Consider the following 15601-nt stretch of genomic DNA (forward strand, 5'->3'; position numbering starts at 1 on the left):
TGAACGAGCCCCATGAAAGACAGGACACCGTTCCCCCCTTAAGATAAGGGATAGGCAAACGGGTATGTTTATGACTAACAGCAATAATAAGGGTGGCGAATTGCTCGGCCAGGAGCGCCGGCGTCGCTGGAGCACCGACCAGAAACTGGCAATGGTTCGCGAGAGCCTTGAACCGGGACAAAGCGTGTCCGTAGTGGCCCGACGCAACGGCATCAACGCCAACCAGCTGTTCCTGTGGCGCAAGCTTTACCAGGACGGAAGCTTGTCGGCGGTCAGTGCTGGCGAAGCCGTTGTACCGGCGTCGGAACTGACCGATGCGCTCAAGCAGATCCGCGAATTGCAGCGGATGCTGGGCAAGAAGACGATGGAAGCCGAAGTTCTAAAAGAGGCCGTAGAGATCGCCCGGTCGCGAAAATGGATTGCGCACTCACCCTTGTTGCCGGGGGACGACCAGTGAAGCTGGTCAGCAAATGTCTCGGTGTGGCGCGCTCGCAATTAACGGTTCGGATCAAGCAATCGCTATCGCCCAGAGTACGGCGAAGCAGGCCTGTGAATGACGCTGAGTTGGTAGTCGAAATTCAGCAACAGGTCAGCGAGCTGCCCAGCTATGGCTACCGTCGCGTCTGGGGATTACTGCGCCGTGCACGAGAAAAGCAACGACTCCCTGCGATCAATGTAAAGCGGGTTTACCGGGTCATGCGTGATCACAACCTGCTGCTTGAGCGCCGGATCAAACAGCCCGGCGTGCCGCGTCGGCACGAAGGCCGTATTGCCGTGAAAACCAGCGATACGCGTTGGTGCTCGGACGGCTTTGAGTTCCGATGCGAGGATGGCGCCAAACTGAGCGTGACCTTCGCCCTGGACTGCTGTGACCGTGAAGCCATCGGCTGGGTCGCGAGCCCGACCGGGTACAGTGGCGATGATATCCGCGACTTGATGCTGGAAAGCGTAGAGAAGCGTTTTGGTGACCAACTGCCGACTACGCCAGTGCAGTGGTTAAGCGACAACGGTTCGGCATACACCGCTGAACAGACGCGCGCATTTGCCCGGCAGATCGGTTTGCAACCGGTAACGACACCGGTGCGTAGCCCGCAAAGCAACGGCATGGCCGAGAGCTTCGTAAAGACTATCAAGCGTGACTACGTGGCGCATATGCCCAAACCAGATAGAGAAACGGCGCTGCGTAACCTGGCAATTGCCTTCGAGCATTACAACGAGCAGCATCCACACAGCGCCTTGAAATATCGCTCACCGAGGGAGTTCAGGCGCTTGGCGGCAGCATCAATTTAACGGGGAGTTGGTGTCCGGTTTTGTAGGGGCTAATCCACCCGGCCTGCGAGGCTGGGACAATACCGGTGAGTTCAAACACGCCAGCAACAACAGTATTTGCCATCAATCACATTGATAGCTCCCTAACTAAAACTGCACACTAGGGGGCTGTCCCCGGCGCTTATATCATTCCGAATGATAGTTACCTTTGCTTCATTCGATTCGTGACATACCGCCTCCCCGCGCATGATCCGCCCATCTCAAATACATTGGCGGATGCACCTCATGGAACAGTCACTCAAACATTTGCGCTTGCCCCTGGCGATATTGGCCGTGGTGGTGATGAGCGCGTGCGGCAAGACCCCGGAACAAGCGGCCGCCATGCCTGCTGCCAAAGTCAGCGTGGCCAAGGTGCTGGAACAGCCGGTCAACGAGTGGGATGAATTCACCGGGCGCCTGGAAGCTCCGGAAACCGTACAGATTCGTCCGCGGGTTTCTGGCCAGATTGACCAAGTCGCTTTCACCGAAGGCGCTTTGGTCAAGAAAGGCGACCTGCTGTTCCAGATCGATCCGCGCCCGTTCCAGGCCGAAGTGCGCCGCCTTGAAGCTCAGCTTGCGCAGACCAAGGCCGCGGCCACCCGCAGTGAAAACGAAGCACAACGCGGTGAACGCCTGCGCCAGAGCAATGCGATCTCCGCCGAACTCGCCGACTCGCGCGCCACTGCGGCCCAGGAAGCCCGCGCCGCGATGGCCGGGATCCAGGCGCAGTTGGACCTGGCCAAGTTGAACCTGAGCTTTACCCGCGTCACCTCGCCCATCAGCGGCCGCGTCAGCCGTGCCGAGATCACCGCCGGTAACCTGGTCACCGCCGACACCACCGCGCTGACCAGTGTGGTCTCCACCGACAAGGTCTACGCCTACTTCGATGCCGATGAGCGTGTGTTCCTCAAGTACACCGAGCTGGCCCGCCAAGGCCGTCGCGGCGCGACCACGCCGGTGTACCTGGGCCTGTCGAATGAAACCGGCAACCCGCACCTGGGCCAGATGAACTTCGTCGACAACCAGGTCAACCCGGCCACCGGCACCATCCGCGGACGTGCAGTGTTCGATAACAGCAAGGGCGAATACACCCCTGGCCTGTATGCGCGCCTGAAGCTGGTGGGCAGCGGCACCTACTCCGCCGTGCTGATCAACGACGAAGCCGTGGGCACCGACCTGGGCAAGAAGTTCGTACTGGTGATGGAAGGCGACAAGCCGGCCTATCGCGCCGTGGAACTGGGCCCGAAGATCGAAGGCTTGCGCATCGTGCGCAGCGGCTTGAACAAGGACGACACCATTATCGTCAAGGGCCTGCAGCGCGTGCGCCCGGGCTCACCGGTGGCGCCGGAAACCATTCCGATGGCCAGCCAGGAAACCCTCGCCGCCCTGGCCCAACAACGACAAGCGCTTGAAGCCAGCAACCTGGAGCAAGTGGCGCCGGACAAAACCGCGCCCAAGCTTGCCAGCAGCGCGACTCCACGCGGTTAAGGGATACGACTCAAGATGAATTTTTCCAAGTTCTTCATTTCGCGGCCGATCTTCGCAGCGGTGCTGTCACTGTTGATCCTGATCGCAGGCGCAATCTCGCTGTTCCAGCTGCCGATCAGTGAATACCCGGAAGTGGTGCCGCCGACCGTCGTGGTACGCGCCAACTTCCCGGGTGCGAACCCCAAAGTCATCGGCGAAACCGTGGCGGCTCCGCTGGAGCAAGCCATTACAGGCGTCGAGAACATGCTGTACATGTCCTCGCAGTCGACCGCCGACGGCAAGCTGACCCTGACCATCACCTTCGCCCTGGGCACCGACCTGGACAATGCGCAGGTGCAGGTGCAAAACCGGGTGACGCGCACTCAACCAAAACTGCCTGAGGAAGTGACACGCATCGGCATCACCGTGGACAAGGCCTCCCCCGACCTGACCATGGTGGTGCACTTGACCTCCCCGGATCAGCGTTACGACATGCTGTACCTGTCCAACTACGCCATCCTCAATATCAAGGATGAGCTGGCCCGCCTGGGCGGCGTCGGCGACGTGCAGTTGTTCGGCATGGGCGACTATTCCCTGCGCGTGTGGCTCGACCCGAACAAGACCGCCTCACGCAACCTGACCGCGACCGATGTGGTCACGGCGATTCGCGAACAGAACCGTCAGGTGGCCGCCGGTGCCCTGGGCGCCCAGCCTGCGCCGAGTGATACCAGCTTCCAACTGTCGGTTAACACCCAAGGCCGCCTGGTCACCGAGGAAGAGTTCGAGAACATTGTGATTCGCGCCGGTGCCAACGGTGAAATCACACGGCTCAAGGACATCGCCCGGGTCGAGTTGGGCTCCAGCCAATATGCGCTGCGCTCGCTGATCGATAACCAGCCGGCCGTGGCGATTCCGATTTTCCAGCGTCCCGGCTCCAACGCCATCGACATCTCCAACGATGTACGCGCAAAAATGGCCGAGCTGAAAAAGAGCTTCCCGGCGGGCATGGATTACCGCATCGCCTATGACCCGACCATCTTTGTGCGCGGCTCCATCGAAGCGGTGGTGCATACCCTGTTCGAAGCACTGATTCTGGTGGTGCTGGTGGTGATCCTGTTCCTGCAGACCTGGCGCGCTTCGATCATTCCCCTGGTGGCGGTCCCGGTCTCCTTGATCGGTACGTTTGCGGTGATGCACCTGTTCGGCTTCTCGCTCAACGCGCTGTCCTTGTTCGGCCTGGTACTGGCCATCGGCATCGTGGTGGACGACGCCATCGTGGTGGTGGAGAACGTCGAGCGTAATATCGAACTGGGCCTGGAGCCGTTCCCGGCCACTGAAAAGGCCATGAGCGAAGTGACCGGCCCGATCATCGCCACGGCGCTGGTGCTGTGCGCGGTGTTCATCCCGGCCGCCTTCATCAGCGGCTTGACCGGACAGTTCTACAAACAGTTCGCCTTGACCATTGCAATCTCGACGGTGATTTCGGCGTTCAACTCGCTGACGCTGTCCCCTGCCCTGGCTGCCGTGCTGCTGCGTGCCCACGACGCGCCGAAGGACCGTTTCTCCAGGTTCCTCGACAAGGTCTTCGGCGGCTGGTTGTTCCGTCCGTTCAACCGCTTCTTCGAAAAGGCCAGCCATGGCTACGTGGGGACCGTACGCCGGGTGATTCGCGGCAGCGGCATTGCCCTGTTCGTGTACGCCGGCCTGATGGTGCTGACGTTCTTCGGGTTTGCCCACACCCCGACCGGTTTCGTACCGGCCCAGGACAAGCAATACCTGGTGGCCTTCGCCCAACTGCCCGACGCCGCGAGCCTGGACCGCACTGAAAGCGTGATGAAGCGCATGTCGGAGATCGCCCTGAAACAACCTGGCGTGGAAGCCGCGATTGCCTTCCCCGGCCTGTCGATCAACGGCTTCACCAACAGCCCGAACAGCGGCATCGTGTTCGTGACCTTGAAGCCTTTCGACGAACGTAAGGACGCGAGCATGTCTGCCGGTGCGATTGCCGGTGCACTGAACGGTCAATACGCCAATATCGAAGAAGCCTACATGGCGATCTTCCCGCCGCCACCGGTACAAGGCCTGGGCACCATCGGCGGGTTCCGCCTGCAGATCGAAGACCGTGGCAACCTCGGCTATGACGAGCTGTACAAAGAAGTGCAGAACGTCATCGCCAAGAGCCACAACGTGCCCGAGCTGTTCGGCCTGTTCACCAGCTACACGGTGAACGTGCCGCAAGTCGACGCGGCCATCGACCGTGAAAAGGCCAAGACCCATGGCGTGGCGATCAGCGACATCTTCGACACCCTGCAGGTCTACCTGGGCTCGTTGTATGCCAACGACTTCAACCGCTTCGGACGGACCTATCAGGTCAACGTGCAGGCCGAGCAGCAGTTCCGCCAGGACGCCGACCAGATCGGCCAGTTGAAAGTGCGCAACAACAAAGGCGAGATGATCCCGCTGGCAACCTTCATCAAGGTCAGCGACACCTCAGGTCCCGATCGAGTGATGCACTACAACGGCTTTATCACCGCTGAAATCAACGGCAACGCCGCACCGGGCTACAGCTCCGGCCAGGCCCAGATAGCCATTGAAAAGCTGTTGAAAGATGAACTGCCCAACGGCATGACCTATGAGTGGACCGACCTGACCTATCAGCAAATCCTCTCGGGCAATACCGCGCTGTTCGTGTTCCCGCTCTGCGTGCTGCTGGCGTTCCTGGTACTGGCCGCCCAATACGAAAGCTGGAGCCTGCCGCTGGCGGTGATCCTGATCGTACCGATGACGCTGCTGTCGGCCATCACCGGAGTGATTCTCTCGGGCAGCGACAACAACATCTTTACCCAGATCGGCCTGATCGTACTGGTGGGCCTGGCCTGCAAGAACGCGATCCTGATCGTCGAGTTTGCCAAGGATAAACAGCAGGAAGGCCTCGACCCACTGGCTGCGGTACTGGAAGCCTGCCGCCTGCGTCTGCGGCCGATCCTGATGACCTCGTTCGCGTTCATCATGGGCGTGGTGCCGCTGGTGCTGTCCAGCGGTGCCGGTGCCGAGATGCGGCATGCCATGGGCGTGGCGGTGTTCTCCGGGATGATCGGGGTGACCTTCTTCGGTCTGTTGCTGACGCCAGTGTTCTACGTACTGATCCGGCGCTATGTGGAGCGCCAGGAAGCGCGCAAAGCGGCCAAGGCCCTGAAGCTGGAGACACAGCAATGAGTGTGAAAATATTCCTGCCGAGCCTGCTGTTACTGGCGCTCGCCGCCTGTGCCGTAGGCCCGGACTACAAGACCCAACAGCTGGAGGCGGCCAATATCACGGCCGCCGCCGACAGCAAAAGCTACGACCACGCCAAATACGAAGGTATCTGGTGGCAGCAGTTCGAAGACCCGACACTTAACCAGCTGGTGACCCAGTCATTGAGCGGCAACCGTGATTTGCGCGTAGCGTTTGCCCGCCTGCGGGCGGCACGTGCGATTCGTGATGACGCGGCCAACGACATCATGCCGGTGGTCACCTCCCGCGCCAGCAGTGACGTGGGCAAAGGCCAGATTCCTGGCCAGACCACCAGGCGTGTCAACAGCGAGCGCTACGACCTGGGCCTGGACATGGCCTGGGAGGTCGACCTGTTCGGGCGCATCCGCCGTAACCTGGAAGCCAGCGACGCCGACCAACAAGTGGCCGAAGCCGACCTGTACCAACTGCAAGTCACCATGATTGCCGAATTGGTGGATGCCTACGGCCAACTGCGCGGTGCACAGCTGCGTGAGCGCATCGCCCTGGACAACCTGAAGAACCAGCAGGACTCGCGCAGCATCACCGTGAGCCTGCGCGATGCCGGTGTGGGTGATCAGCTTGACGTGGAACGTGCCGATGCGCGCCTGGCGGCGGTAGAAGCCAGCGTGCCGCAACTGCAGGCCGAGCAAGTGCGCGAGCGTAACCGCATCGCCACCCTCCTCGGCCAGCGCCCGGACAAACTGAGTGTGGACCTGAGTCCCAAAAACCTGCCGGCGATTGCCAAGGCATTACCGATTGGCGATCCGGGGCAACTGCTGCAACGCCGCCCGGACATCCTCAGCGCCGAACGCAAACTGGCCGCCGCCACCGCGCGGATCGGCGTGGCCAAGGCCGACCTGTTCCCACGGGTCAGCCTCAGTGGCTTCCTCGGCTTTACCGCCGGGCGCGGCTCGCAGATCGGTTCGGCCGCAGCGAATGCCTGGTCCCTGGGCCCAAGCATTACCTGGGCCGCGTTCGACCTGGGCAGCGTGCGCGCACGCTTGCGCGGTGCGAATGCCGAGGCCGATGGCGCCTTGGCAACCTATGAACAGCAAGTGCTGCTGGCACTGGAGGAATCCGAAAACGCCTTCAGCGACTACGGCAAGCGCCAGCAACGCCTGGTCTCGCTGATCCGCCAAAGCGAATCCAGCCGCGCCGCCGCCGACCTCGCAGCGATCCGCTACCGCGAAGGCACCGTCGACTTCCTGGTACTGCTCGACGCCCAGCGCGAACGCCTGGCCGCCGAAGACGCCCAGGCCCAGGCCGAAGTGGACCTGTATCGCGGGATAGTCGCGATCTACAAGGCGCTGGGGGGTGGCTGGCAGCCGGATACGGTGGTCGCTACCGCCAAGTGATGTAAAGAGCTCCTTTGGTTGGTCGCATCCAGCCAATTTTTAGCCCTGCGATCCATTCGGTCGCGGGGCTTTTTTTTCCTATCAGCTCTGATCATTCAGGATCAAACTCCGGTAATGCCCCGGATTCGACCCGCTCCATTTACGAAACGCCTTATAAAACGAACTCGCATCGGCAAACCCCAACCGCTCGGCAATCTGGGCAAAGCTGATCTGCGGCTCTGCCAGCCATACAATCGCCAGTTCCTTGCGCACGCTGTCCTTGAGGCCCTGGTAGGTCTGCCCTTCTTCCGCCAGGCGTCGGCGCAGGGTGGACGCGGAAATACATAGCGTGGCGGCAAGGCCCTCCGTTTCCGGCCAGGTATCGGGAGGCATCTGCCGAAGGTCGTGCTTGATGCGCGTGGCGAGGCTTTCGGGATCGCGGTATTTGACCAGGATGTTAGCCGGCGCATGGGCGAGAAAACGTTGGAGCTCCTGCGGGCTGCGCTTGATCGGCAGGTCCAGGCACTCGGCGGAAAAGATCATGCGGGTACGGGGTCGATCAAAGCGCAGGTTGTCGGAAAACATCACCTGGTAATCGTCACAGAAGTCCGGCTGTGCGCAACGCAGCTCAATGGCCAGGATCGGGATGCGACGCCCCGCCAGCCAGCACGCAACGCCGTGGACGATCATCCAATAAGTGAAATACGTGAACGCACGCGTGGGCTCATCGGGTTCGAGCAGGACGATTTCCGCCAGGCTCTGTTGGCGAACCAACTGGGCCGGCATGTGCTCCAGCATCAACGACAGAAACCCCAGGCCGGTTTCAAGGCCCGCCGCCAGGCTCGGTTGCGCCATGGCGGCGCGACACAGAAACGCCAGGCTACCGGATTTGAGTGTGCGCGGGTCCATGCCAAAAAACTCGTCATCCCTGCGCCGCGCCAGCAAACGCCAAAGGCGCGCATAGGCCGTGGCCGGGACACGAGCATTGGGCTGCTCAAGCAACGCAGGATCAATCCCGACTTTGCTCAATGCCTCGACAGTGGCCGCACCAGGCGCACAGCTTTGCAGCAAGGCTTCGCGCACGAGGTGGATGGAGATGGTGTCTTTTTCCGACATGGGATGTTGAGTTATCCGACTTCAAACCAGGTGGGCTGCATCATAAGGGCGGTTGCGCTTCGCCACCACCGTTCAGCCCAGGTTCAGCAAAGGTCAATATTTCTTGTTTAGCAATGAGTATCATTATGTTACAACTTAGCTTCCTATCTAGTTACGCCGTGGTGCCCGATGCTCGTTCCTTTTTTAATCATGCTGCGCGAAGGCATTGAGGCGGCGTTGATCGTTGGCATCATCGCCAGTTACCTGCAACAGACCGGGCGCGGCCAGTGGATGCCCGCCGTGTGGATCGGTGTATTTCTCGCCGCTGCGCTGGCCTTGCTGGTGGGCGGTGGGCTGGAACTGGTCAGCGCCGAATTTCCGCAGAAACAGCAGGAATTGTTCGAGGGCATCGTCGGACTGGTCGCGGTGGGCATCCTCAGTTCCATGGTGTTCTGGATGCGCAAGGTGGCGCGCTCCATCAAACATTCGCTGCATGAGTCCCTTGACCATGCCTTGGCCGGTTCCAGGCATCAAGTGTTTGCGCTGATCGCCATGGTGTTTTTCGCCGTGGCCCGCGAAGGCCTGGAAACGGTGTTCTTTCTGCTCGCCGTGTTCCAGCAGAGCGAAGGCCCCGGCGCGCCGATGGGCGCCCTGCTCGGCCTGATCCTCGCGATTGTCGTGGGCTTTCTGATCTATTCCGGCAGCATGCGCCTGAACCTCGGCGCGTTTTTCCGCTGGACCGGGCTGTTCATTCTCGTGGTGGCGGCCGGCATTCTCGCCAACTCGGTGCAGGCCCTGCATGAAGCGGGCGTGTGGAATCACCTGCAAACCGTGCTGTTCGATTTCAGCGCCGCGCTGCCGATGGACAGCCCGCTGGGCTCAGTGCTGGCCGGTATGTTCGGGTATCAGGAAGCACCGACGGTCAGCACGCTCGGTGCCTATCTGATTTACCTGGTGGTGGCCCTGGTGATGTTCTTCCTGCCCTCGCCTTCCGCCAAGTCAGTTACCCACCCTTCTTCCGTCTCCAGCCAGTAAGGACCGTCCCTTGTCCAACCCAACCCCTCAACCGGCTGCGCCATCCCGCGCGCTGCGCTGGGCCCTGGCCGGCTCGGTGGTCGTGATGATCGCCGCCGGTGGCCTGTTTTATTACGCCTCGCAGCTGGCCGCCGGCAAGCGCCAGGCCAACCACAATGAAATCGCGGTGACCATCCACGGCCATGCCTGCGAGCCCAACGCACTGACGGTGCCGGCCGGGCGTGCGAGCTTTCGCATCATCAACCGCTCCGATCGCGCGGTGGAATGGGAAATCCTCGACGGCGTGCTGGTCGTCGAAGAGCGGGAAAATATTGCCCCAGGCTTGAGCCAGGTGATCAACGCCAACCTGCTGCCCGGCGACTACGCCATCACCTGCGGCCTGCTGAGTAACCCACGCGGTACCTTGCATGTGACGCCCACCGCTGAGTCCGACGCCCAGGCCAGGGCCAAGCCGTCGATGGTGGCATTTATCGGGCCGCTGTCGGAGTTTCGCGTGTACCTGAGCAGCCAGGGCAGTGCGCTGGTCAAGGCTGTTACGGCGTTGCAGCAGGCAATCGATGCCGGCGACCTCACCCAGGCCCAGGCTTTGTACGTACCGGCCCGCGAAGCCTACCAACGCCTGGCGCCGGCCTCGCAACGCCTGGCCGAGCTGGACAACGCGATCAACGCCCGCGCCGACTACTTCGAAAAGCGCGAGCAGGACCCGGCCTTCAGCGGCTTCCACCGCCTGGAATACAGCCTGTTCCAGCAGCGCAGCCTCGATGGCCTGGCGCCCATTGCGCAGCGTTTGGTCAACGACGTCACCACGCTCAAGCAACAGCTGCTCGCACAATCCCTGCCGCCGGAGCAACTGGTGAGCATTGTGGTGCGCAACCTCAACAGCCTGGCAGATGTGCGTGCCGCCAGCGGAGAAGAGGAACGCTACAGCCATATCGACCTCAACGGTTTCGCCGCCAACCTGCAGGTGGCGCACAAAGTGGTCGACCTGATGCGCCCACTGTTGACCCAGTCGGCGGCGGATCTGCTGCCGACCATCGACAGCGCACTGGCGCAATTGGACGCCGAACTTGCCGGTTTCAAAGTCGGCAGCCGCTACAGCACGTACGACAGCGTCACGGCCGATCAGCGCAAGCAGATCGCCGACAAGGCCAAGGCACTGGCCGCCGCACTCGATGGAATCGACCCCGCCCTCGGCCTTTCCGGCCTGCAGTGAGACGAACGCAGACATGAGTGATCCACAACAATTCAACCTTCAGCGTCGCCGAGTCCTGTTGGGCATGGCCGCCACCGGCGCAGCCATCGCCGGCAGCACCTTGACCTGCCCGGCCATGGCTGCGGCCGCCGAACAAGTCACCACCGCGCCGCGCAGCGACAAGACCCAGGACCACCACGCATTCTTTGGCCAGCATCAGAGCGGTATCGTCACCCCGCGCCCGGCCTGCGGCATGGTGGTGGCCTTCGATGTGCTGGCCAGCGACCGGGAAGACCTGGAACGTCTGTTCCGTACCTTGAACGAGCGCATCGCGTTCCTGATGAGCGGCGGCACCATGCCGCAGGTCGACCCCAAACTGCCGCCCACCGACTCCGGCATCCTCGGCCCGGTGGTAACGCCGGATAACCTGACCATCACGGTTTCGGTCGGCGAGTCGTTGTTCGATGAGCGCTTCGGCCTCGGTGCAGCCAAACCCAAGCGCCTGACTCGCATGGTCGGCTTTCCCAACGATGCGCTGGAACCGGCACAGTGCCACGGCGACCTGAGCCTGCAGTTCAGCTCCAATACGCCAGACACCAATATCCACGCCCTGCGCGACATCGTGAAAAACCTGCCGGACCTGTTGCTGGTGCGCTGGAAACAGGAAGGCAGCGTACCGCCCCAGGCGCCGGCCAAAGCCGGTGAACCTGCGCAAAGTGCGCGCAATTTCCTGGGTTTTCGTGATGGTTCGGCCAACCCGGACTCAAACGACGCCAAGGCCATGGACCGCATCGTCTGGGTCCAGCCCGGCAGTGACGAACCCGCCTGGGCCGCCCATGGCAGCTACCAGGCGGTGCGCATCATCCGCAACTTCGTCGAGCGCTGGGACCGTACCCCGCTGCAGGAACAGGAAAGCATCATTGGCCGGGTCAAACCCACCGGCGCGCCGATGGGGGGCGCCAAGGAATCCCAGGTGCCCGATTACAGCAAGGACCCGGAAGGCAAGGTGACCAAGCTCGATGCCCACATCCGCCTGGCCAATCCGCGCACCCCAGAGACCCAGGCCAACCTGATCCTGCGCCGGCCGTTCAACTATTCCAACGGCGTGAATAAAAACGGTCAGCTGGACATGGGGCTGCTGTTCATCTGCTACCAGGCTGACCTGGAGAAAGGCTTTATCAGCGTGCAAACCCGGCTCAATGGTGAGCCCCTGGAGGAATACCTCAAGCCGGTCGGCGGCGGCTATTTCTTTACCCTGCCGGGCGTCACGGGCGCTGAGGATTTCATCGGGCGCACGCTGCTCGCGGCAACGCCCCTTCAAACTACTGCCAAAACCTGAAACAAACTCAGAGCGGATACCGTCCCATGAAAAAGTCGACCCTCGCGTTGTCATTGCTGATCACCCTTTCGCCACTGGCCGCCTTCGCCGCCACGGCGCCACTGGACCTGGTAGGGCCGGTGTCCGACTACAAGATCTACGTCACCGAAGAGATCGGTGAACTGGTCACCCAGACCCAGGCCTTCACCGCCGCCGTGAAACAAGGCGACCTGGCCACCGCCAGGAAACTCTATGCGCCGACCCGGGTGCACTACGAGTCCATCGAGCCGATCGCCGAGCTGTTCAGCGACCTCGACGCCTCCATCGACTCACGTGTCGACGACCACGAAAAAGGCGTGAAGGCCGACGACTTCACCGGCTTTCACCGCATCGAATACAGCCTGTTTTCCGAGAACACCACCCAGGGCCTCGACGCGCTCACCGACAAGCTCAACAGCGACGTGCTGGACCTGAAAACCCGCGTGGACGGCCTGACCTTCCCACCGGAAAAAGTCGTCGGCGGTGCGGCAGCGCTGCTTGAAGAAGTGGCCGCCACCAAGATTTCCGGCGAAGAAGACCGCTACAGCCACACCGACCTGTATGACTTCCAGGGCAATATCGACGGTGCGAAGAAGATCGTCGACCTGTTCCGTGGCCAGATCGCCAAGCAAGACAAGGCATTCCTGGCCAAGGTCGACAAGAACTTTGCCACCGTGGACAAAATCCTCGCCAAGTACAAGACCCCGGACGGCGGGTTCGAGACCTACGACAAGGTCAAGGATAACGACCGCAAAGCCCTGGTGGGCCCGGTCAACACCCTGGCCGAGGACCTGTCGATGCTGCGCGGCAAGTTGGGCCTGAACTGATTGGGCCTGAGCCAAGCCGACCGCGCAAAAAAACACCCAGGCCCCGTCGGGAGCCTGGGTGTTTTTTTATGGGCCGGGTGAGTTACAGAATCCGGTACAGCAACCGCTCGATACGCACCCTGCTCACCCGCCGCAGGAACTTGCCCACCGCCGCCGGATAATCCACCAGCGTCTGCAATTGCTGGTAACCGGCAATGCGCGTGGCGTGCTGGAAAATATGCGCCAATTCCTGCGACCGCGGCGCTTGCCATTCACCCTTGGGATCGTCGATCAGCAAGGCGTTTTCCAGGTCGAGCCGGAAAGCCCTGGGGTTGAGGTTGTTGCCGGTCAGCAAGGTGTAGCGCTCGTCGACCCACATGCCCTTGAGGTGGTAGCTGTTGTCACCGTCGCGCCACAGGTGCAGGTTCAACTGGCCGCTGTCGATCATCGGCTGGTGGCGCTTGGCAAAGCGACGCAGGCTGATCTCATACAGATAAGGCAGCGCTGCGATCACCTTGAAAGGTTCGCTGGGCGGAATGTAGAAGTCGTTGGCGGTCTTGTCGCCGACGATGATGTCGATCTTCACGCCGCGCGCCAGGGCCCGGTTGATCTCCCGAGTCACCGGCAGCGGCAGGTTGAAATACGGCGTGCAGATCGTCAGCTGCTGCTGGGCGCTGGCGATCAGTTCCAGGATCACCCGGCTGAGCGGGTTGTTCTTGCCGACACCGAGCAGCGGGCTGACCTGCAAGTGCCCGTTGGGCAACTGCCCGGCACTGGTGTCATACGTCGCATGCTTGAGCCGGCTGCGCAGGTCACCGATATCGTTGCGCAGGCTGCGGGTGGTGGGCGGGTTGGGCAAGTCGAGGCGGTGCACCGCCTTGGACGCCACCAGGCCATGCTCCACCAGATGTTGCATGGAATCGGCCAGCGGCTGGCTGTGGATCAGGTGATAGCGGTCGAAGCGGTACTTGTCGAACTTGTGCAGGTACACGTTGTTCAAGCTGGCGCCGCTGTACAACACCGTGTCATCGATCACAAAGCCCTTGAGGTGCAATACGCCGAACAATTCGCGGGTTTGCACCGGCACGCCGTAAACCGGCACTTCACTGGCATGGCTCTGGGTCATGGCCTGGTACCAGGCGCTGTTGCCCGGCTGCTTGCCGGCGCCAATCAGCCCACGCTGGGCGCGCAACCAGTCGACCATCACCACGATGTCCAGCTCCGGCCGTGCCGCCTTCGCGGCGTGCAGTGCGTCGTAGATCTCCTGCCCCGCTTCATCCTGCTGCAAGTACAACGCAACGATGTAGATGCGCCGGGTGGCCTGCGCAATGTTCTCCAGCAGGCAACGCCGATAGGCATCGGCGCCGGACAGCACCTCGATGGCATCGATGGACACCGGGAAACCGCGCAGTTTAGGCAACAGGGAGCGTTTGAAGAACGACGGCATAAGGCTCGCAAAGGGTCGAATCCGAAGAGGCCCAAAGCTTACACCATGAGGATGCTCAGGTCTCGTCAGCGCGAACCGAAAAAGCCCCTTGACCAAGAAGAACGATCGTTCTACTGTTCCAGCCATGAACGATATGACCTCTAACGAAACACGCGATATCATTCTCGACGTTACCGAGAAGCTGATTTATCGCCATGGCATCGCGGCCACCGGTGTGGACTTGCTGGTGAAAACTGCCGGTGTCTCGAGAAAAAGCATCTATCGCTATTTCGCCAACAAGGATGAGCTGGTGATTGCTGCCCTGCAGCGCCGCGACGAACGCTGGATGCACTGGTTGCGCACGCAAGTGGAGCGCAGCGACGACAGTGGCGAGCGCCTGCTGGCGCTGTTCAGCGCGCTGAAAAGCTGGTTCGGCTCGGCGGATTTCCGCGGCTGCGCCTTTATCAATACCAGTGGCGAGACCGGCAATGCGCAAGACCCGGTACGCCTGCTGGCCAAGGCCCACAAACAAAAACTGTTCGAGTACGCACTCAAGCTGTGTCACGCACATGGCACCCCCGACCCGGAGCGGCAGGCCGCGCAACTGCTGATCCTGATCGATGGCGCCATTACCGTTGCCCTGGTGATGGGCGATTCAACGGCCGCCGATAATGCGCAGGATATGGCGCGAACGTTATTGGCACTTTGAACCGCACGCTTTTGGCAACTTTCGATCCGCTCTACTGTTTTCAGGAGTTGCTCTATGTCCACTGACGCAGAAGTACGCCCGCCATTGCCGCCCTTTACCCGCGAATCGGCCATCGAAAAAGTGCGCCTGGCCGAAGACGGCTGGAATTCCCGCGACCCGCACCGGGTTTCACTGGCGTATACGCTGGACACCCAATGGCGCAACCGCGCCGAATTCGCCCACAACCGCGAAGAAGCCACGGCTTTTCTCACGCGCAAATGGGCCAGGGAACTGGACTATCGACTGATCAAGGAGTTATGGGCGTTTACCGACAATCGCATTGCCGTGCGCTATGCCTACGAATGGCACGATGACTCCGGCCACTGGTTTCGCTCATACGGTAACGAGAATTGGGAATTCGATGAGAACGGCCTGATGGCCAACCGTTTTGCATGCATCAACGATCTGCCGATCAAGGAAAGCGAGCGCAAGTTCCACTGGCCGTTGGGGCGGCGTCCGGATGATCATCCGGGGTTGTCCGAGCTGGGCCTGTAACCTGTGGGAGGGGGCTTGCCCCCGATGAGGACCGGTCAGTGAGTCCATCAGTGACTGATACACCG

Annotated in this window: 12 protein-coding genes; 10 read left to right on the plus strand and 2 right to left on the minus strand. The window is 61.4% G+C overall.

Going from position 1 to position 15601, the window contains the following annotated elements; all coding sequences use genetic code 11:
• Positions 1–70 precede the first annotated feature (70 nt).
• From BFQ04_RS28515 to BFQ04_RS10695, 4 genes are all read left to right on the plus strand, one after another.
• Positions 71–1290 (plus strand): IS3 family transposase gene (locus BFQ04_RS28515; RefSeq protein ID WP_371914492.1). Its coding sequence is split into 2 segments (ribosomal slippage): positions 71–416 and positions 416–1290, totalling 1221 coding nucleotides; the frame shifts between segments, so codons are not numbered across the junction.
• Positions 1291–1554: 264 nt separating this feature from the next.
• Complete coding sequence (gene mexE / locus BFQ04_RS10685) at positions 1555–2796, plus strand: multidrug efflux RND transporter periplasmic adaptor subunit MexE (RefSeq protein WP_065950882.1); 1242 nt, start codon at positions 1555–1557, stop codon at positions 2794–2796.
• Positions 2797–2811: 15 nt separating this feature from the next.
• Positions 2812–5991, plus strand: a complete 3180-nt coding sequence (locus BFQ04_RS10690) for an efflux RND transporter permease subunit (RefSeq protein ID WP_065950784.1) — start codon at positions 2812–2814, stop codon at positions 5989–5991.
• A complete protein-coding gene (locus BFQ04_RS10695) occupies positions 5988–7403 on the plus strand; it encodes an efflux transporter outer membrane subunit (protein WP_065950785.1) in 1416 nt (471 codons plus the stop codon). Before BFQ04_RS10690 ends, BFQ04_RS10695 begins: the two co-directional genes overlap by 4 nt.
• A gap of 81 nt (positions 7404–7484) precedes the next feature.
• Here BFQ04_RS10695 and BFQ04_RS10700 read toward each other — a convergent pair whose 3' ends face one another.
• A complete protein-coding gene (locus tag BFQ04_RS10700) occupies positions 7485–8498 on the minus strand; it encodes an AraC family transcriptional regulator (protein ID WP_065950786.1) in 1014 nt (337 codons plus the stop codon).
• A gap of 168 nt (positions 8499–8666) precedes the next feature.
• Here BFQ04_RS10700 and efeU point away from each other — a divergent pair, with 168 nt between their 5' ends.
• The 4 genes from efeU to efeO (BFQ04_RS10720) are packed head-to-tail and all read left to right on the plus strand — an operon-like array spanning position 8667 to position 12888.
• Positions 8667–9512 (plus strand): iron uptake transporter permease EfeU, encoded by an 846-nt coding sequence (gene efeU / locus BFQ04_RS10705; protein WP_065950787.1) that lies wholly within the window; start codon positions 8667–8669, stop codon positions 9510–9512.
• Positions 9513–9522: 10 nt separating this feature from the next.
• Positions 9523–10725 (plus strand): iron uptake system protein EfeO, encoded by a 1203-nt coding sequence (efeO, locus tag BFQ04_RS10710; protein WP_065950788.1) that lies wholly within the window; start codon positions 9523–9525, stop codon positions 10723–10725.
• Between the two features lie 13 nt (positions 10726–10738).
• Positions 10739–12043, plus strand: coding sequence for an iron uptake transporter deferrochelatase/peroxidase subunit (efeB, locus tag BFQ04_RS10715; RefSeq protein ID WP_065950789.1), 1305 nt, complete (start codon positions 10739–10741; stop codon positions 12041–12043).
• Between the two features lie 26 nt (positions 12044–12069).
• Positions 12070–12888, plus strand: coding sequence for an iron uptake system protein EfeO (gene efeO / locus BFQ04_RS10720; RefSeq protein ID WP_065950790.1), 819 nt, complete (start codon positions 12070–12072; stop codon positions 12886–12888).
• A gap of 82 nt (positions 12889–12970) precedes the next feature.
• On the opposite strand, the gene pssA is transcribed toward efeO (BFQ04_RS10720), so the two are convergent.
• Positions 12971–14314: a CDP-diacylglycerol--serine O-phosphatidyltransferase gene (gene pssA, locus BFQ04_RS10725; RefSeq protein ID WP_065950791.1), complete on the minus strand. Its 1344-nt coding sequence runs from the start codon at positions 14312–14314 to the stop codon at positions 12971–12973.
• 124 nt (positions 14315–14438) lie between these two features.
• On the opposite strand from pssA, the gene BFQ04_RS10730 reads away from it, so the two are divergent.
• Both BFQ04_RS10730 and BFQ04_RS10735 read left to right on the plus strand, forming a co-directional pair.
• Positions 14439–15002: a TetR/AcrR family transcriptional regulator gene (locus tag BFQ04_RS10730; protein WP_065950792.1), complete on the plus strand. Its 564-nt coding sequence runs from the start codon at positions 14439–14441 to the stop codon at positions 15000–15002.
• A 54-nt stretch (positions 15003–15056) separates the two neighbouring features.
• On the plus strand, positions 15057–15536 hold the full coding sequence (locus BFQ04_RS10735; protein WP_065950793.1) for a nuclear transport factor 2 family protein: 480 nt from the start codon (positions 15057–15059) through the stop codon (positions 15534–15536).
• Positions 15537–15601 lie beyond the last annotated feature (65 nt).

The sequence above is a fragment of the Pseudomonas sp. 37 R 15 genome (assembly GCF_900004865.1).
Lineage (GTDB): Bacteria > Pseudomonadota > Gammaproteobacteria > Pseudomonadales > Pseudomonadaceae > Aquipseudomonas > Aquipseudomonas fluorescens_AM.

Bases quoted from the DNA above. Each gene is read 5' to 3' on its own strand.
- mexE (WP_065950882.1), top strand. From the start codon at position 1,555: ATGGAACAGTCACTCAAACATTTGCGCTTGCCCCTGGCGATATTGGCC.
- BFQ04_RS10690 (WP_065950784.1), top strand. From the start codon at position 2,812: ATGAATTTTTCCAAGTTCTTCATTTCGCGGCCGATCTTCGCAGCGGTG.
- BFQ04_RS10695 (WP_065950785.1), top strand. From the start codon at position 5,988: ATGAGTGTGAAAATATTCCTGCCGAGCCTGCTGTTACTGGCGCTCGCC.
- BFQ04_RS10700 (WP_065950786.1), bottom strand. From the start codon at position 8,498: ATGTCGGAAAAAGACACCATCTCCATCCACCTCGTGCGCGAAGCCTTG.
- efeU (WP_065950787.1), top strand. From the start codon at position 8,667: ATGCTCGTTCCTTTTTTAATCATGCTGCGCGAAGGCATTGAGGCGGCG.
- efeB (WP_065950789.1), top strand. From the start codon at position 10,739: ATGAGTGATCCACAACAATTCAACCTTCAGCGTCGCCGAGTCCTGTTG.
- efeO (WP_065950790.1), top strand. From the start codon at position 12,070: ATGAAAAAGTCGACCCTCGCGTTGTCATTGCTGATCACCCTTTCGCCA.
- pssA (WP_065950791.1), bottom strand. From the start codon at position 14,314: ATGCCGTCGTTCTTCAAACGCTCCCTGTTGCCTAAACTGCGCGGTTTC.
- BFQ04_RS10730 (WP_065950792.1), top strand. From the start codon at position 14,439: ATGAACGATATGACCTCTAACGAAACACGCGATATCATTCTCGACGTT.
- BFQ04_RS10735 (WP_065950793.1), top strand. From the start codon at position 15,057: ATGTCCACTGACGCAGAAGTACGCCCGCCATTGCCGCCCTTTACCCGC.